Annotated in this window: 16 protein-coding genes; 1 reads left to right on the top strand and 15 read right to left on the bottom strand. The window is 40.5% G+C overall.

Translation table 11 applies throughout. From position 1 onward, the window contains the following. From EHQ31_RS09230 to EHQ31_RS09160, 15 genes are all read right to left on the bottom strand, one after another. The coding region (locus EHQ31_RS09230; protein ID WP_135568541.1) for a sulfite exporter TauE/SafE family protein at window positions 1-214 on the bottom strand (214 nt) is incomplete at its 3' end. Continuing rightward, complete coding sequence (locus tag EHQ31_RS09225; protein WP_100744836.1) at window positions 192-389, bottom strand: cbb3-type cytochrome oxidase assembly protein; 198 nt, start codon at window positions 387-389, stop codon at window positions 192-194. The genes EHQ31_RS09225 and EHQ31_RS09230, both read right to left, overlap by 23 nt. After that, a complete protein-coding gene (locus EHQ31_RS09220) occupies window positions 371-2,833 on the bottom strand; it encodes a heavy metal translocating P-type ATPase (RefSeq protein ID WP_135568540.1) in 2,463 nt (820 codons plus the stop codon). The genes EHQ31_RS09225 and EHQ31_RS09220 overlap by 19 nt, the downstream gene beginning before the upstream one ends. Further along, the gene (locus tag EHQ31_RS09215; protein WP_244247329.1) at window positions 2,830-3,327 is read right to left on the bottom strand and encodes a FixH family protein; all 498 of its coding nucleotides are present in this window, start codon (window positions 3,325-3,327) and stop codon (window positions 2,830-2,832) included. The genes EHQ31_RS09220 and EHQ31_RS09215 overlap by 4 nt, the downstream gene beginning before the upstream one ends. Continuing rightward, a complete protein-coding gene (ccoG, locus tag EHQ31_RS09210) occupies window positions 3,327-4,646 on the bottom strand; it encodes a cytochrome c oxidase accessory protein CcoG (RefSeq protein ID WP_135568539.1) in 1,320 nt (439 codons plus the stop codon). Before ccoG ends, EHQ31_RS09215 begins: the two co-directional genes overlap by 1 nt. Window position 4,647: 1 nt before the next feature. Beyond that, the gene (locus EHQ31_RS09205) at window positions 4,648-5,178 is read right to left on the bottom strand and encodes a c-type cytochrome (RefSeq protein ID WP_135568538.1); all 531 of its coding nucleotides are present in this window, start codon (window positions 5,176-5,178) and stop codon (window positions 4,648-4,650) included. A gap of 5 nt (window positions 5,179-5,183) precedes the next feature. Further along, the gene (locus EHQ31_RS09200; RefSeq protein WP_002991638.1) at window positions 5,184-5,333 is read right to left on the bottom strand and encodes a hypothetical protein; all 150 of its coding nucleotides are present in this window, start codon (window positions 5,331-5,333) and stop codon (window positions 5,184-5,186) included. Window positions 5,334-5,337: 4 nt separating this feature from the next. Further along, window positions 5,338-6,033, bottom strand: coding sequence for a cytochrome-c oxidase, cbb3-type subunit II (gene ccoO, locus EHQ31_RS09195; RefSeq protein WP_135568537.1), 696 nt, complete (start codon window positions 6,031-6,033; stop codon window positions 5,338-5,340). Beyond that, window positions 6,033-7,463 carry a cytochrome-c oxidase, cbb3-type subunit I gene (ccoN, locus tag EHQ31_RS09190; RefSeq protein ID WP_135568536.1) on the bottom strand — a complete coding sequence of 477 codons (1,431 nt, stop codon included), beginning with the start codon at window positions 7,461-7,463 and terminating at the stop codon, window positions 6,033-6,035. Before ccoN ends, ccoO begins: the two co-directional genes overlap by 1 nt. A gap of 193 nt (window positions 7,464-7,656) precedes the next feature. Then, window positions 7,657-8,628, bottom strand: coding sequence for an LA_0442/LA_0875 N-terminal domain-containing protein (locus EHQ31_RS09185; RefSeq protein ID WP_135568535.1), 972 nt, complete (start codon window positions 8,626-8,628; stop codon window positions 7,657-7,659). Window positions 8,629-8,836: 208 nt separating this feature from the next. Next, complete coding sequence (locus EHQ31_RS09180) at window positions 8,837-10,279, bottom strand: glutamate synthase subunit beta (RefSeq protein ID WP_135568534.1); 1,443 nt, start codon at window positions 10,277-10,279, stop codon at window positions 8,837-8,839. Next, a complete protein-coding gene (gene gltB / locus EHQ31_RS09175) occupies window positions 10,272-14,849 on the bottom strand; it encodes a glutamate synthase large subunit (RefSeq protein ID WP_135568533.1) in 4,578 nt (1,525 codons plus the stop codon). The genes EHQ31_RS09180 and gltB overlap by 8 nt, the downstream gene beginning before the upstream one ends. 394 nt (window positions 14,850-15,243) lie before the next feature. Beyond that, a complete protein-coding gene (locus tag EHQ31_RS09170) occupies window positions 15,244-15,780 on the bottom strand; it encodes a shikimate kinase (RefSeq protein ID WP_135568532.1) in 537 nt (178 codons plus the stop codon). A gap of 39 nt (window positions 15,781-15,819) precedes the next feature. Beyond that, window positions 15,820-16,674: an HDOD domain-containing protein gene (locus tag EHQ31_RS09165; RefSeq protein ID WP_135568531.1), complete on the bottom strand. Its 855-nt coding sequence runs from the start codon at window positions 16,672-16,674 to the stop codon at window positions 15,820-15,822. Between the two features lie 6 nt (window positions 16,675-16,680). Beyond that, window positions 16,681-17,184: a chemotaxis protein CheD gene (locus EHQ31_RS09160; RefSeq protein WP_135568530.1), complete on the bottom strand. Its 504-nt coding sequence runs from the start codon at window positions 17,182-17,184 to the stop codon at window positions 16,681-16,683. Between the two features lie 60 nt (window positions 17,185-17,244). Between EHQ31_RS09160 and EHQ31_RS09155 the strand changes: the two genes are divergently transcribed. Continuing rightward, on the top strand, window positions 17,245-18,468 hold the full coding sequence (locus tag EHQ31_RS09155) for a TraB/GumN family protein (protein ID WP_135568529.1): 1,224 nt from the start codon (window positions 17,245-17,247) through the stop codon (window positions 18,466-18,468). Window positions 18,469-18,770: the final 302 nt, after the last annotated feature.

Here is an 18,770-nt window from a genome sequence, read left to right as displayed (position 1 = left end):
CATTCGCACCTTTCCCAAGAAATCCTAATACCATACCAAGAAATGAATAGGAAACCATTCTTCCGAAATGATAGAGATAAATTGGGATTTGTTTTCCTTTATCTGTTTGTAAAAGCGAAATAAAGGGACCGCACATTACTAAACAATGGAAACTGCTAACAAATCCATATAAAAAAATGGAACCAAAAAAACTAAGATTTGCTAGTTGGTCCATCAGTTGAATTTGATTTAGATTGGTTTTCTTGAGGATATTCTTCTTCAAAGAACATTCTATATTTAGGTGATTCAATGTCTTCGAACTGGCCTTTGCGAAAGGCTGTGATAAAGACATAAAGAAAAAATGCGGCAATACACATTGCCATCGGTATCGTTAAGTAGAGGGCTTCCATTGGGGGATCCTTATTCTTATAGAAAGAGAATTGAGAAGGACTGTCAAGCTAGAACATGCCATAAATACAGCACAGATCACAGGTAACATAAGTCCGAACATGGCAAGAGGCAACATAATTGAATTATAACAAAAAGAAATGATAATGTTTTGTAAAATCACCTCTCTTGTTTTTTTTGCAGAGAGTAGGGAGTGGACAAGGCCATTTAAATTTCCAGAAGTCAGCACTACATCTGACTTTTCTAAAGAAAGGTCTTCCGCTTCTGTGTGCGAGATGGAAACGTTGGCTTGTGCCAAAGACAAACTATCGTTGATCCCGTCTCCCACCATAATGACTACATTCCCCGAGTTTTGCGCACTACTGATGATATTTCTTTTGTCTTCAGGGGAAAGGTCTGAAACATATTTTTCAATACCAAGTGAGTCAGCAATAAATTTCACTGCCGCAAAACGGTCTCCGGAAAGGATTGAAATATTCGGAACAAAATGTTTGAGTAAGGAAACGAAGGAACGAGCCCCTGGACGGATTTCATCGGCGAGTAAAAAACTTCCCAGATACATTCCATTCACAGCTAGTAAAATCAAAGAACCTTCTCCTTCAGGTAAATTTTCCATAGGGATTTTTTCAGTTTCGAGTAAAGTTTTATTCCCTATGAGGACCAATAGTTTTTTAGAATCCACTTCTATCTCCGCTTTGACCCCTCTTCCTGGAATGTTTTCTAAATGGGATAGTACAATAGACTCAGCTCGTTTGGTAACAGAACTAAAGGGTTGTAAATACTTCACAAGAGATTTTGCAAGAGGGTGATTGACTTCTTTTTCAATTCGATAAACAAGTGGTAGGTGTTCCTCTTTGACTGATACTTGTCTTACTAAAAACTTCCCTTCTGTTAGTGTGCCTGTTTTATCTAAGAAAATGGTATCGGCTTTTGCAAGTGCTTCCACAACAGATGGATTTTTTAAGAGCACACCTTTATCAGCATTGAGGATATGGTTGGTGACAAGAGCCGTTGGAACAGATATCCCAAGTGCACATGGACAGGCAACAATTAGGACAGAAATAGTTGTGACAAGACTTTGTTCTAAATTTCCACCTGATACATAATACCATACAAAAAAACAAAGAAAGGCTAGGCCAAAGACAACAGTGATAAAGTAAGAAGCAATTCGTTCTGTCAGGATTTGTAATTTTGGTTTGAGATGTAAGGCTTCTTCTAATCTGAGTTTGAGGGAAGATAGAGTTGATGCATGGTAGTCCGACCCCGCAACGATGAGAGCTGGGTTGTCCATAGTGAGGGACCCGGCCAGGATGGAGTCTCCTTTCTTTTTTCGAATGGGTAAAGACTCACCAGTCAAAAAAGATTCATCTACATAGGTTTGTTCGGATACAAGGATGGCATCGACAGGGATTCGTTTTCCTGGAGCCACTCGAATCGTATCGCCAATTTTAATTTCCGAACTCGGGATGGTTTCTTCTCCTGACTCTGTAACTCTCACCGATGTTTCGGGAAGTTTACAAAGAATGGACTCCAATTTGTCGGAAGCAAACACTCTTGCTTTTTCTTCGAAGTACTTCCCAATTAAAATAAAGAAGTAAATCATTGCGACAGAATCAAAATATACTTCACCAATATCAGTCAGTGTTACATATACCGAATAGAAGTAGGCCATTGATATTCCTAAAAATAATAGGAAATCCATAGATAAGGTTCGTCGCCTGATGCTTGTTAAAAATCCGGACATAAAAGGATAACCGGAATATAAATAAGCTGGTGTCGCAAAAACCCAGGATGCATAATGGAAGAGACGTTTGATGTCCAAATCAATTCCAGTGAAGTAACCGGAATATAAAGCCACACTTAGGATCATGATGTTTCCAAAACAAAATCCTGCCACTCCAATGCGTAAGAGTAGGGTCTTTAATTGTTTTGTTTTTTCCAAGGTGCCTTCTGTTGGCGAAAACAGTACGGGTTTATAACCGATGGCACGAATCAGAGATAAAATGCGAGAGATTTTGATTTTGGATCGGTCAAACCGAATCCGAGCACGACCAGAGGCAAAGTTAATTTGAGCGGAAAGGATTCCTTCTTCTTCGTTTAAAACTTTTTCGTTGATCCATACACAAGCAGAACAATGGATATTGGTAATTTGTACAGAAACTTCGGAAAATTCTCCTGACTTACGAACAAATTTTTCATAAACAAGTTCGTTTTCTACATCTGCATCAGAGTCCTCGATCCTAACTGGATCGAGTTTTGTATTTCCTTTTAAATTGTAGTAATAACTTCCACCGAGTGAGTTAATGATGGAATAAACTGTCTCACATCCTTCACAACAAAAAACCTTTGTAGCATTTCCAACTTTTGCTTCGATCCTTACCAACCGGATCTGATTACCGCAGTGGTCACATTCTGTTTTTGTTAGATCGGAAACAGTTTCGTTCATTTAACAGATATTTTTCCTTCTCGTTCAAAAGCCTTTCCATTTATATCAGCAACCAGTCTTAAATTCCAAGTGCCCTTTTCTAGGAGTGGGATTTTTCCAACAAATCCATTGTTAGTTGGTTTTAAATTAAAATGTGCTGTATTTTTGGTAGTGGCATTTCTTTCCAAATATACTGTCATCGATTTTGCACTAACGTTCGTTAATACTCCATCTTTTTCTAGTTGGACCAAAATTTCTGATTCTCCCGTTGGGAGTAGGACTTGGTTGTCCCAATTGGTTTTGATCAGATAACCTTCTTTCAAAAGTTCCTTTTGGTTTTCGATGGCTTTTTCGTAGTTCAAACCTATTTCGTAATAGTTTTTGTCCATTACAGGTTCAAAGTTTTTGTAGGTCAAACGAATGGTATAAAATGTAGCCGCCACAAGTGCTGTAAAACTAAACAGAACCACATACATGGCATTTCTTAAGCTGGGGTGTAATTCTTTAAACATCATTACCTCCTTGGTAATGTTAAGGAGAGTTTTTTCTCCAATCGTTCCTCTGGATCTTCTGCATTTTCTAATACAATGGATCCTGGTAAGTAACCTTCATTTAATTCTTGTTCTGTGAGGGACTGTGTCTCTAATACCACAGAAATACTTTTGATTTCGCCTGATCCTAATTTGAACTTGTTGTTTTCTTCGCCAGAACGAATTAGGATTTCTTTTCCATGTCTTGTATCAGAAGCCGAAAGTTGGAATTCTTTTTCAATCGGTGCAATATTTTGAATGCGTAGAGCGACGAAGGCTCTAATTTTATTGTCCGGAATTAAGATGGGTGGCATCGATTTATTTGATGCAGCAATCATCGACATAGGAGTTCTCGTTATAAGTTGGATGATGGCACCTGTGATCACAACTGTGAGTAAGATGGCATAAATCACAGTCCTTGGTCTGATCCATTTGATTTTTGCGCCTGTTTCAATTTGTTTGAGAGAGAAGTATCCAATTAAAGTTTTTTTGTTTTCTTTGGCCATGATGGAAGTGCAGGCATCCACACATTTTCCGCAGGCCACACATCCCACTTGTAATCCATCGCGGATATCGATCCCAGTCGGGCAGACCACCACGCACATATTGCAGGCGATACAATCCCCAATTTTGGTTTTTCCGTCTCTACGAGGTTCTCCTCGTTTGAAATCATAAGTGACGTTCCAAGAATGTTCATCCATAAGGAGAGTTTGGAACCTTGCATAAGGACAGGCATATCTGCAGAATTGTTCCCGGATAAATCCGATATCAATAAACATTGCTGCCGTAAAAAATAATGTAAAATAAAAGTATGATTGATTTACGAAAGAGAGATTTACATAGTCCGCCAACATTTCGTAAGGACTAACAAAGTAAGCAATCCAATGAAAAGATGCGATAAAAGAGACAACAATCCAAAGAAAATAAACTGTGTATTTGCCTACGATGGAGGCATCTTTTTTTCCATATTTAGAATCTAGTACAAACCGACCAATTCGATCGAAAAGATCGGTATAAATGGTTTGAGGACACCCCCATCCGCACCAAACACGGCCAATGACGGAGGTGAAAAAGAAAAGTGAAAGTCCCATCGTAAGAAGGAAAAACCATAAGATCAGTCCTTCTTGTGGGATAAAAAGACCACCGAACAAGTGAAATACCCTATGTGGGATATCCAACCGAATGAGGGGGCTACCTTCTGGTAACACCACCCAAGGAGCGATTAAAAATAAACCTACGAGAAAACTCATTACGAAGTTTCTTCGTGTTCTTACCTTCCCTGTTTGTGGTCTTGAAATGATCATTTTACTTTGCCTTTACCAAACTACTGTTTTTAGTTGCAAGCCATGCCATAACAGCATAAACTTTCTCCGCACCTAAACCTTCCCAAGCTGGCATTCCACCTCGGTTGAGTTTTTGTCTTTCAGGTCCAATTCCTTTCATGATGTTGTTAAACACTTCTTTATCAGTGTTTCCATGAATCCAATCCTTGTCCACAAGACTTGGTCCTACAGCACCTTCTGCAGTTGGGCCGTGGCAAGCAGAACAAATTTGTTTGTATGTTCCTTCGCCTTCTTTAATCGCCACTGCATCATCACGATAAGGGTTTGAGCCATCTTCTGTATTTGCAACAACGGCTTGTTTTGCTGGAAATTGCGCTTCGTGTTCTGCAACTTCTTTTTCAAAGGCAACCTCTTGTGGCCATTCAGAATACCAGTGAAAGTATACAACGTAACCGATGGAAACGATGATACTGATCAACCAGACCAATTTCCACCAAGTGGGCATGGGGTTGTCGGCTTGGAAGATTCCGTCTACTTCTTTTGGTTCTTTCATTCGTATTAATCCTCCTCAAGCATTCTATACTTGGGTTTCTCCATTTCGTCTTTTGTACGTTTTTTATAAACGTAGTAGGTGATGTAAGAGATTGCGATCACAAGGATCGGCAATCTCAGACTTTTATAAACGAGTAGAATATCTGCATCGTTCATGATCTTATTTCATACCTTTTTGTAACTCAGCTGAATCTCTTCCAAGTTTTTGTAGGTAAGCAACAAGTGCTTGACCTTCGGTTTTGTCTTTAAGAAGAGAAGGTGCATTGGCAAAATCTTCTTCTGTATAAGGCACACCGATGGACTTTAAAGCTTTCATGTTAGCAACAACTTGTTCTACATCCACTTTATGAGATTCTTCGAATAACCAAGGGTAAGCTGGCATAATCGAGTTAGGTACACCACCCACTGTTCTTGGGTTGATCAAATGGTTTTTATGCCACTCATCAGAACGAAGCATTTGAGATTCATGTGCTAAGTCTGGACCAGTTCTTTTGGATCCCCAAAGGAATGGATGGTCATAAACATACTCTCCACCTTTTGAATATCCAGTTCGTCCGTAAGCCTTAGTTGGATCAAAACGATCTACTTCCCATTTGAAAGGGCGTACCATTTGTGTATGGCATCCGATACAACCTTCTCTTTGGTAAGTGTCACGACCCGCTAGTTCCAATGCGGAATATGGTTTCACAGTTGAAATCGGAGTTACCGTTTTTGTAAGAAAAAACGGAGGGATGAGTTCGAAAAGTCCACCAATCACAACGGCAATCGTTGTATAAAGAGTAAACTTAACACCCTTTGTATCCCAATGGTCTGCTATTTCAGAAAACCAATCTAAGAATTTGTTAAATCCAAACATTATGATTTCACTCCTATACGTAAGTCTTGTTCTACAAACCCACTATCTTTGTTTTGAATGGTTTTGATAAAGTTATACACCATAAGAACAATTCCAGTTAGATAGAGTGTTCCTCCGATCGCGCGGAATAATCTGAATGGTTTTAAGAACTCAACAATTTCCACCCAATCTTTATAAACGAGTTCGCCATTTTCGCCAACTGCTCGCCACATAGAACCTTCAGTAATACCAGATACCCACATGGAGATGATGTAGAGTAGGATACCGAGTGTTCCTAGCCAGAAGTGTGCGTTGGCAAGTTTTTCGCTATAAAGGTTTGCATTCCAAAGTCTTGGAACTAAGTAGTAAAGTGCTGCGGCTGACATAAATCCAACCCAACCAAGAGTTCCTGAGTGAACGTGACCAATGATCCAGTCAGTGTTGTGTCCAAGAGCAGAAACAGCACGAATGGATAGAAGAGGACCTTCAAAAGTCGACATACCATAAAAAGTTACGGCAGCTAACATCATTTTGAGGGTAGCATCCACTTTGATTTTGTCTTTGGCTTGAGTCAGCGTTAAAAATCCGTTTAACATACCACCCCAAGAAGGCATCCATAACATGATGGAGAAAACCATCCCTGTTGTTTGTAACCATTCTGGAATTGGAGAGTAAAGTAAATGGTGAGGACCCGCCCAAATATAGATAAAGATTAACGACCAGAAATGGATGATCGAAAGTCTATGTGAGTAGATGGGTTGTTTGATGTGTTTTGGGAGGTAGTAGTACATAAGTCCCAAAAACGGAGTCGTAAGAACAAAGGCTACCGCGTTGTGACCATACCACCATTGGATGTTGGCATCAAACACACCAGCGTATACCGAGTAGGATTTTAAAAGACCTGCTGGGATGACAATGTTGTTTACGATAAAAAGAAGTGGAACTGTTACAAAGGAAGCAATGTAGAACCAAATCGCTACATACATTTGCTCTTCTTTTCTTTTGATTACCGTCATCAAATAGTTTGCAAAGAAAATTACATACCATACAACAATCAATAAATCGATAGGCCATTCTAATTCGGCATATTCTTTTGATTGGCTGTATCCAAGTGGTAATGTAATCGCTGCAAGGACAATAGTTAGGTTATACAGTGCCAGGTGTATTTTGGAAAGTGTGTCGTTCCACATTCTTGTTCGACACAATCTTTGTACCGTATGGTAGGCTGTGGCGAAGATAACACTCAACGCGAAACCAAAAATGGCTGCATTGGTATGTAGAGGTCGTAACCTTCCGAAGCTCGTCCAAGGTAATTCAAAATTCAGCTGTGGATATACAAGCTGGAAGGCAATAATGACACCAAATGTCATTGATGCAACGCCCCAGACTAACGCTGAAATGATAAACCCTTTTACGATAAAATCGTCATATTGAGTTTTTTCCGTAGCCAATGTTTCTCTCCTTAATCTTTATCAGTTCCATTTATATAGAGAACTAATTCCTTTGTCTATAAAGTGACGAAGAAAAGAAAGAAAAACAGAATGAGGTTCTGATTCATACCCCTTGATATTTGTCAAGGGGGGTAGTTGAGAGTTAGAATTAATCTAAAATGTGGGGATTAGGGGATCACTCCCTTAATGCGAGTTAAAAAGTAAATTCATATCCTAATTGAGTACGATGTTCGATGCCGCGATCCCCGGCAACAGCAGTAGGGTGGAATCCTACGCGGTCCACTGTGGAATGCATAAAGAATTTTTCTTTGCGTGTGTCTTCTTGTGTTAGTCCAGTACCTGTTGGATGGAAGTAATAAGCATCGAAGATATTCCAAAAATAAACTAACAATGTAGCTACACCAATGTACTGCATATCTCGGTAATGTCTTTCCACAGATTCTCTTTGTCCTTTGAAAGGTCCAAACTGACTTGATACAACTGCTTCCGCTGGGGAAACTGTGGCTGCTGTTTGAGGAGAAAAGGCAGCACGAAAATACCCATTGGTTGTGTATGGGTTATCTAAATTGTTATAATCACGTTTTGCATTTAAATACATACGATGTTTGTCGTATGTGAAAAAGAGACCAATCGCAATGATCGATGGATAAACAATGGCTTGTACTTTTCGGTCTTGTTTCCATTGACCCCAACCAGGAAGGACAGCAGATCTCCAAGTTGCCCCACCTCGTGTTAGGTTCTTTCGGTCTAATTCTGCAAGTCTAAGTTCTTCTTCTCTTTTTCGTTTTGCTTCTGCATCAGCGGATGCATTTTTGGCAGCCAACTCTTTTTCTTGTTTTGCTGCTTCTTCCTGTTCTTTTTTGAGTCTTGCGGCTTCTTCTTTTTCTCTTTTAAGCCTTTCTTTGTCTTCTTCTGCTTTTCTGAGTTTGTCTTCCTCTGCAGCAGTTAGGTGGTCTTTATAAACTACTTTGAGAATATCTGTTTTATTTAAAACGACTATGGTTCCGTCTTCTTTTCGAATTTTTAGCTTATATTGGTCTTGTTCGACTACCTTCCCCTGGAGAGTTCCCCCTTTTTTGAGGAGGATGTTCTCGGCGGATAGGTTTCCTGTGAGCACTACCAAAAGTGTTGCGATTTTAATGAATTGTGTAATAGTCAGTTTCAAGGGTATCTCAGGTGTTGGAATATTATATAACAATCTCTATAGTGTTACTTGCTACGTTTCAATTGGTCTCACCAATGATTTTTGCAATTTGGAAGTTAGGCAAGAATTTTTTTGGAAAAGACGATTCTAAAGTCAATCCACAATTGGAAATAAATTATCCCTGTTATGATAAAGTATGTTCCAAATGTGGACAGTAAGTAGAGGGTTTTTATGCCTCTACTTCTTGCATTAGGAAATGGTGAACTTGGTCCGCACACTTCCTTCCTTCCGAAATGGCCCAAACAATGAGGGATTGCCCTCGTCTTACGTCTCCGCAAGCATAAACTTTAGGAACGGAAGTAGCAAAGGATCCTGGTTTGGTTCCGAAATCCGCTTTCACATTCCCTCGTCCGTCTAGTTCCAATCCTTCTTTCTGCAAATCAGCAAGTAATCCTTCTTTGACGGGGTTTACAAATCCCATAGCGAGAAAAACTAAATCAGCAGGCCATTCAAATTCGGTTCCAGGAACTGGGTTAAACTTTCCATTTTCTTCTTTTACTTCGGATCCGTAAATGGAAGTTAATTCGCCTTTTTCATTGGATTTAAAACCCATAGTAGAAACAGCCCATTTCCGATTTACACCTTCTTCGTGTGAGGTGGAAGTGCGGAACATTTTTGGATACAAAGGCCAAGGAGTAGAAACATCTCTTTCTTTGGGAGGTTCTGGAAAAAGTTCGATTTGAGTGACAGATTTTGCCCCATGACGGTTAGAAGTTCCTACACAATCAGATCCAGTATCACCTCCACCAATAACAATCACATGTTTGTCTTTGGCATTGATGATTTCAATGGCATCACCTGCTACGTGTTTGTTGTTTTTAGACAAGAACTCCATAGCAAAATAAACGCCTTTACTGTTTCTACCTTCGACGGGTAGGTCTCTTGGAACTTCTGATCCACAAGCAAGAACCACTGCATCAAAATCAGCAAGTAATTGTTTTGCGGTAATATCAACACCTACATTGACATTGGTTTTGAAGGTAACACCTTCTGCTTCCATTTGTTTCATGCGGCGGTCAATATGTCTTTTTTCCATTTTGAAATCGGGAATTCCGTAACGGAGTAGGCCACCAATGCGATCATTCTTTTCAAAGATGGTTACAGTGTGTCCGGCACGAGCTAACTGCTGTCCGGCGGCAAGACCTGCAGGACCTGAACCAACGACTGCTACTTTTTTTCCAGATTTAGAAACAGGAGGTTGTGGGATGACCCATCCTTCTTCCCAAGCACGATCGATTATCGTTCTTTCAATCGATTTGATCGATACTGGTGGTTCGATGATTCCTAATGTACAGGCCGACTCACAAGGAGCAGGGCAGAGCCTTCCTGTAAACTCAGGAAAGTTATTGGTTTTCGAAAGATTTTCCCATGCTTCCTTCCAGCGACCTCTGTAGACAAAGTCATTGAATTCAGGGATCAGGTTATCCACAGGACAACCTGTATCACCATGACAGAAAGGAATCCCGCAGTCCATACAACGAGCCCCTTGGTCTTTGGCAATTGCTTCAGGAAAGGGTTTTTCGAACTCTTTATAGTTCTTAACACGTTCCTTTGGTTCAATCTTCTGAAGGTATTCTTTTTTAAATTCTAAAAATCCTGTTGGTTTACCCACGAGCCGTTACCCCCTCTTTGTTTGCTTTTCCTGAAGCGTTTTCTTCCGCCATTTTTTCTAGAGCTTTTTTATAATCTCTTGGAATGACTTTGATCATTTGTTTGACTACAGTTTCCCAGTCCTTCAGCACTTCTTCTGCTCGTTTGGACCCAGTATAAGTTTTATGATCTTCGATCATCTTTTTCACTTCTGCAATTTCGGTAGCATCAGTTAACGGATCTAAGTCGACCATCTCTTTGTTGATGAGAGCTTCTTTATTTTTCTTTGGATCCCAAAGGTAAGCAATTCCACCTGACATTCCAGCGGCAAAGTTACGTCCAATGTCTCCGAGGATGATGACCCGACCACCAGTCATATATTCACAACCGTGGTCTCCGGTTCCTTCTACGATGACATGTGCTCCTGAGTTACGAACACAGAATCTTTCGCCAGCAATCCCATTGACATAAGCGTTTCCACTCGTTGCCCCAATGAAACAAGTGTTACCTATGACTATGTTTTCTTCTGCTTTGTAAGGAGCATTTTTAGGAGTTTGGAAGATGAGTTTTCCACCACAAAGTCCTTTTCCTACATAGTCATTTCCTTCACCCACCAGGCGAAGTGTCATTCCTTTCGTCACAAAAGCACCAAACGACTGTCCTGCGGTTCCTGTAAATTCGATATCAATTGTGTCTTCTGACAATCCATCCACACCATATTTTTTAGTCACTTCGTGGCTAAGCATGGTTCCTACAGAACGGTTCAGGTTCACAATGGATGTTTGGATTTTCACAGGTTGTTTGTGATCAATCGCAGCAAGTGACTTACGGATCAGTTCGTTATCAATCTGTTCATCCAAGTGGTGGTTTTGTTCTTTAGCACGATAGAGTCCGGTAGGGAACACAGGAGTTGGTCTATGGAGCACTTTACTAAAATCAAGACCACGAGCCTTCCAATGGTGGTGAGGTCGTTTGAATTTGATTTTTTCCACTTGGCCAATCATTTCTTCAAACGTTCTAAATCCAAGTTTTGCCATAATCTCACGAACTTCTTCTGCAACAAAGGTCATGAAATTTACAACATACTCTGGTTTTCCTGTAAACTTACTTCGTAAGAATTCGTCCTGAGTTGCCACACCTACTGGGCAAGTATTGAGATGGCATTTACGCATCATGATACAACCCACTGAAACCAGTGCGGAAGTAGAGAATCCAAATTCTTCTGCACCAAGGAGAGCTCCGACAACCACATCTTTTCCAGTGAGGAGTTTCCCATCCACAGCCAGATACACACGGTCACGAAGTCCATTGGCGACAAGAGTTTGGTGAGTTTCGGAAAGTCCCAGTTCCCAAGGAGTTCCTGCATGGTGGATGGAAGAAATCGGGCTTGCCCCAGTTCCACCTTCGTGACCTGCAATTAGGATATGATCCGCATGTGCTTTGGCCACACCGGCCGCCACAGTTCCTACACCCGATTCAGAGACAAGTTTCACAGATACACGGGCTCTTGGATTCGAGTTTTTTAAATCAAAGATCAACTGTTTTAGATCTTCGATGGAATAAATATCATGGTGAGGAGGAGGTGAAATCAAAGTTACACCTGGAGTGGAATAACGAAGCCAACCAATGTATTTGTCTACCTTGTGTCCTGGGAGCTGTCCACCTTCACCTGGTTTGGCGCCCTGTGCCATTTTGATTTGGATATCATCGGCATTGGTGAGGTATTCCATAGTCACACCAAACCTTGCAGACGCAACCTGTTTGATCGCCGAACGCATGCTATCTCCATTCGGAAGGGTTTTGAATCGTACTGGATCTTCTCCACCTTCACCTGTGTTCGATTTAGCACCAATTCGGTTCATGGCAATCGCAAGAGTGGTATGTGCTTCCCAAGAAATGGAACCATGACTCATAGCACCTGTTTGGAAACGTTTGAGAATGGATTTTACAGACTCCACTTCTTCGATAGGAATTGCTTTCGAACCTTCAAAATCAAGTTGGAACAAACTGCGAAGAGTGATTGCCTTTTCGTTTTGGTTATCGATTAGGCTTGAGAACTCTTTGAACACTTTGTAATCGTTGTCTTGAGTTGCTTTTTGTAATTTGTGAACTGTAATCGGTGTATAAAGATGGCTATCACCATTTTTACGATAGTAGTGCACTCCACCTGGTTCTAGGTTGTTCGGGAAAAAAGTAGGATCATAAGCTGCTTTGTGGCGGCGAACGGTTTCTTCTTCCAACATCTCAAGAGAAAGTCCTTCAATGCGAGATTGAGTTCCTGCAAAGTATGTGTTAACGAGTTCGGAATCAAGTCCCACGGCTTCAAAAATTTGAGCCCCACAATACGATTGTAATGTGGAAATTCCCATTTTTGAGAATACTTTAAAAAGTCCTTTCCCAATGGATTTGATGTATTTCTTTTTTGCATCCTTGTAATTAGGGACTTCTGGGAGTAAACCTTGTTGGGAAAGATCGGCAATAGTTTCAAAAGCAAGGTATGGATTGATGGCATTTGCACCATAACCGCATAACAAGGCAAAGTGGGCCACTTCTCTTGGTTCCCCTGATTCTAAAACAATTCCTGCTCGAGTGCGAAGACCTTCCCGAATTAAATAGTGATGGAGTCCTGCTACAGCAAGAAGGGAAGGGATGGCTGCTTTTTTTTCACCCACTCCGTGGTCGGTTAAGATGATGAGGTTTACCCCTTGTTCGCGAACCGCTTTGGCAGCATCGGCACAAACACGGTCGAGAGAGTTTCTCATATCATGTTTTTTAGAAGGATCAAAAAGGATTTCAAAAGTTTTGGCTTTGAAATGTCCTTCACTGATTTGTTTGATTTTTTCGAAATCTTCGTTGGTAAGAATTGGGTGTTCCAATTCCAATCGATGTGCATGTTCCGGCTCTTCGGAAAGAAGGTTTCCTTCTGGTCCGATATAGGTTGTAAGTTCCATCACAAGTTCTTCCCGAATTGGATCAATCGGTGGATTGGTAACTTGCGCAAAGTTTTGTTTGAAATAACGGAATAGGGGTTGTGGTTTTTCACTGAGTACTGCAAGGGAAGAATCCACACCCATAGAACCAATTGGTTCTTCTCCAGAAACACCCATCGGTTTGATGATGGTAAACACATCTTCGTGAGTGTAACCAAATGCTCTTTGGCGTTCTAAAATAGTTTCGTGTTGCGGTTGTTTTACGTTCTCAGGATCTGGCAAAGATCCTAGACGAATCATATTGTCTTCTACCCATTTGCGATAAGGTTTTTGGGTAGCGATTTGTTTTTTGATTTCTTCGTCGTCTAGGATTTGTCCTTTTTCCATATCGATGAGAAGCATTCGGCCTGGACGAAGTCTGTCTTGGGTTAAAACTTCTTCTGGTGGAAGGTTGAGTACACCTGCTTCCGAGGACATGATCACTTCATCGTTTTTGGTAACAATGAAACGCGCAGGGCGAAGTCCGTTACGATCCAAGGTAGCCCCAATGATTCTACCATCAGTGAAAGCGATGGCAGCTGGACCATCCCAAGGTTCCATGAAGGTTGCATGGTATTCGTAGAACGCGCGTCTGTCGGCATCCATAGCTTTGTTTTTGGACCAAGCTTCTGGAATCATCATCATCACTGAATGAGGGAGAGATCTACCACCCATTACAAGTAATTCAAGAACTGTATCAAAGGTTGCCGTATCAGACTGGCCTTCCATCACGATAGGAAGCATACGGCGCAGTTCATCACCGTAAAGTGGAGATTGCATCACCATTTGGCGAGCCGCCATCCAGTTCATGTTCCCCCGTAGAGTATTGATCTCACCATTGTGGGCAATTTGTCGGTAAGGGTGAGCCAAATCCCAGGTAGGGAAGGTGTTTGTTGAAAACCGAGTGTGAGTCAAACAAAACGCAGAAGTTAAGTCAGGAGATTTTAAATCTTCATAGAATTTTTTGACTTGGTCACCAAGTAACATCCCTTTGTATACAATCGTACGGGATGAAAAACTTGGTACATAGTACTGGGAACGATCCAGTTTCATCTCTGTACGGATTCGTCTGTCAATGAGGCGACGGATGAGGAATAGTTTTCTTTCGAAGTCGTCAGAAGTTTTATTTTTTTTGGATTTTTTACCTATGAATACTTGTTTGAAAACTGGGATGGTTTTCGATGCGACAACGCCCGCATATTCTTTGTTAATGGGGACATCGCGAAATCCGAGAAACTCTTCCCCTTCATCGACTATGATTTTTTCGATTACGTTTTCAACGGCAGTTCGGGCTTCTGTGTTTTGAGGGAGGAACAAAAATCCCACTGCATAGTCGCCTTCTTTTGGCAACGAGAAGGGGAGAACTTTTCTAAAAAATGCATCAGGGATATTAATCATGATCCCTGCCCCGTCACCGGTTTTTGGATCAGCACCTTCTGCCCCTCTATGCTCTAGGTTACACATGAGGCGGATTCCCTTGTCTACGATGTCCCGGGAACGTTTGCCTTTATAATTTGCGATAAAACCAACACCACAGGAATCTTTATCCAAGGCAGGATCATACATACCTTGGGCCTGTGGGCCAAGTGGCGGAAGGATGGGTGGTTGGTTAGATTTTGACATACGTACCCTACTCTAAAGCAATTACTGTACCTTGTTTTTGAATTTAGGTGTACTGTCCAATTATTTTGTTTTCAGCAAAATGATTTATTTTTAGGCAAAATCAAACATAAGAAAATGCATGTTTTTAGTACAATCGGTTTATATACGCATCATTTAGCTATTTATTTGAACAAGATCGGATATGGTCTAAAAAATCTTAGAGTACAAGAAACAAGCGAACTGTAAATTCCGTAGGTAATTTGTTTAATTCCAAGCGTATCTTTGAGAGAATCCTGGCGGCAGGTTTTGGTTCGTTTTTAGGGCAGACCAGAGAAATTTTGAAGTTTGGTTTTGGAGAATGCCTGAGTTAACTTTTCGCCTTATCACTTGGCTTGATAGCTCGTAAAAAATCTGATTATTTGGATTTGATCCCAAGCCAGTCGAGTACTCGTTCGGCGGCTTCTTCTTTCGTGAGTTTGGATAAATTCAGCTTAAAATGAGCAGCTTCTTGGTAGACCGGTAATCTTTTTTCTAAAATAGAACGGTAAGACGCCACTTTGGAAAGGTCGGGCCTTGTTGCATCTCCTTTCACTTTTTCTAGTAATTCTTCCAGACCTCGTTCTAAATATACAATTCGTCCGATTTTTCGTAAGAGATCTAGTTTTCTCCTACTTGGAATTTCGTTTCCAGATTCATCCAAATCGAATAGTATTCCACCGCCGCAATCCAAAATAATTCCATCAGCATTTTCTAGTTTTTGCAAAATGGAATATTCTAATTCACGAAATTTTTTCCAATCAAACTTTTCTACAAAATTAGGAATGGGAATGCCGCCAGCTTCGTAAACAGCAATAGAATCAGTAGAAACAACGGGGAATTCTGTTTTTTTCGAAAGAGAACGAGAGACCTTCGATTTACCTGCGCCTCTTGCTCCAATAAATATAATGTTCATAAAATCTGGTTCAAACTTTTGTAGTACGATGGTTAAAAACTATACGTTTAACAAATCAGCTAAACCGGCTTGTAAGTCAGGGATGTGAACAAAGTAGGTTTCGATATCTGCCTCTGTAACACCTGTTTGGCTAAGTGCAAAAGGGGAAATAGGGACAGATTCCCCACCGATATCGATACCAATTCCAGACACAACAATGAGGATACTCGCAATATGTACCACAGATGTTAAAATTGGATTATTTTTCGAATTTTCTGGGGTTAGGTAATTAGCAACTACATCTGTAAGTTCTTGTGGAAAGTTCCAACGTTTTAAGAGGTTTTCGGACACTTCCATATGAGTGTATCCAAAGTACTTTTTCTCTAAGTTAGGGAAGGGTTCTTGGTTGTCTTTTAGATCTGCTTTGATTTGCATCATTACCGGACTAAAGAACTGGGCCAAAACGATTTTACCAACACTACATAACAATCCAGAAGTAAAGGCAAGGTCCTTATCAATTTTAAGTTTTTTATGTTGTACGATTTTACTAGAAAGTTCTGCTACGAGTAAAGAAGAGGACCAAAGTTGGGCTGCCTCTAGTTGGTAACTATTTAGGTCTTGCGATAGGATGCCTTTGGCTGCAGTGAGTAGTACAATTTCTTTTACTGTTTTGATTCCAAGAGTCATAAGTGCCTCTTGGACCGTACGAATGGGTTTGGATGCTCTGTAATAAGCCGAGTTAGAAAGTTTAATTACGTTTGCGGTAATGGCAGGATCCTTAGAAATTTCCTGAGCTAGGTCTGCAATATTTACGTCTGGTTTTTGGAGTTTTTCCAATACCTTTGATACAACCGACGAAATGGCAGGTAGTTTATTTACGTCTTGTAATATTTCATCAACCTTCGATTTTAGCATATTCGCCTAACGCACCTTATAAAGGTATTTTTCCATACCAGCTTTTTTTAACAACACGCGTCCATCGTCACAGTAAAGACTGATCGTTCTTCCTTCGTTCCCCGCCACATCTTCCACAATGACAGGGATTTTATTCTCTTCCATAAATTTTTTGACAATAATGATATTCTGTTCCCCAATGTTTTGCAAAAACTGGGAGTTGATTCCTTTGAACATGGAGGCCCCACCAAACATACGGCAAGAGTATTGCCCAATATTGGAACCTTGTTGTTTCATCATCTCAATGAGAATGGGTAGGGCAGTTTCTCCGTACTTGTGCGGAAACTTTATCGCATCTTTACCTGTGGGATCTTTGGCAAGCATGATATGGGAAATGGCTCCCACTTTCTGTTCTGGATCATACAAAACGATTCCTATGCACGAACCCAATGTAGTTCGGAGCACATCCATATCTTTTCCGACCTTGATGTCGGCAATTCCCACATTGATGATTTTGGATTTTATAGACATTCTACTTGTTTCTAGAGAGTGGAACCGTTACTTAGGTATTATAGATAGTAACCTTTCCTTATGCGTTCAATCAAAAAATCAACTCCCCCAAGAAATTCTACCAAAAAAGGTTCCAAAACAACGGAACCATATCTTTTCCAAACCATAGGAAAAACGGAAGTTCACATCCTTGGAACGGCCCATGTGTCCAAACAAAGTGTAGAAGAAGTCGAAAAAATGATTCAGACACTAAAACCAGATATCATTTGTGTAGAGTTATGTGAATCTAGGATGAAGTCTGTAGAAGACCCCGATTATCTAAAAAAATTAGATATATTTAAAGTTTTTAAAGAAAGAAAGATGTGGTTACTTTTATCCAGTCTTATTCTGTCTTCCTTCCAGAAAAAAATTGGAAACAAAGATATCAAACCTGGAGATGAAATGCGAAAAGCAATCACTCTGGGTCGAGAACTGGAAAAACCAGTCATTGCCGTAGACCGCGAAATCCAAACCACATTAAAAAGGTCTTGGGGAAACGTAGGATTTTTCTCTAAAATGTATCTTTTTAGCGCTCTACTTACTTCTCTTCTGGTTCGTGAAGATGTTTCAGATGATAAAATTGAAGAGATGAAATCAGATGACATTCTCAAAGATTTATTCTCTCAAATTCCCAAAAAATATGAGTCTGTCAAACATGTCATCATTGATGAAAGGGATGTGTATTTAGCAGAAAAAATTCGCCAAGCTGCAGAAGGAAATTCGGCCAAAAAAGTTTTGGCTGTTGTGGGTGCAGGACATTTAGCTGGGATCGAACGAAATATTCAATCAATTAACGATTTATCTGTGTTAGATGAAGTTCCTAAACGCAAATGGTGGGACAATATTAGTCTTATTTTGTATCCTGTTTTTTTTGCCGGCCTGATTGGGTATACCACTTGGAGTCAAGGCGGCGAAGCAGGGATGGATTTATTCTCAAAACTCATTTATATCAAAGGTGGACTTGCTGCCCTTGGTGCTCTCATTGCTTGGGCACATCCCATCTCTATTTTACTTGCTTTTATCACAGCACCGATTGGAACCTTTGTTCCCATCTTTAAAGCAGGTTGGGTGAGTGCTTTATCCGAATCCTATTTGCGAAAACCACTTGTGGAAGACTTCGAACACATTGCAGATGATTCAGAATCTGTAGCTGGGTTTTGGAAAAATCGTGTCCTTCATATCTTTCTCGTTTTTTTTCTTCCTCAGATAGGATCTACCATCGGAACCTTTATTGTGGCAGGAAAAGGCTTGAAGAATTTATTTTAAAGAGTAAGATAAGATCGTCTAAGCACTGTAGCGGAAGAGCATGAAACGTAAGTTTGTAATTGGATTCATTCTAATTTTTCTCGCCTATTTAGGGTGTAAATCCTCCGCATTCGGATTTTGTACTTCTGCAGAGAAATTTGTAGAACGTGTCAGTGTTCCGCCTTGTCACCAAACTACAGATTCCAAAGAGGATTCTACAAATTCTTGCGAATGCCCTATCACACATGAAGAACTTCTATCTTCTAGTGGGACAGATTTTTCGATCTGGAAGCAGATAAAATTTCTGGCTTGGAGCGGAAACG

It is taken from the genome of Leptospira montravelensis (assembly GCF_004770045.1).
Lineage (GTDB): Bacteria > Spirochaetota > Leptospiria > Leptospirales > Leptospiraceae > Leptospira_A > Leptospira_A montravelensis.
This window is presented reverse-complemented; position numbering and strand designations above follow the sequence as displayed.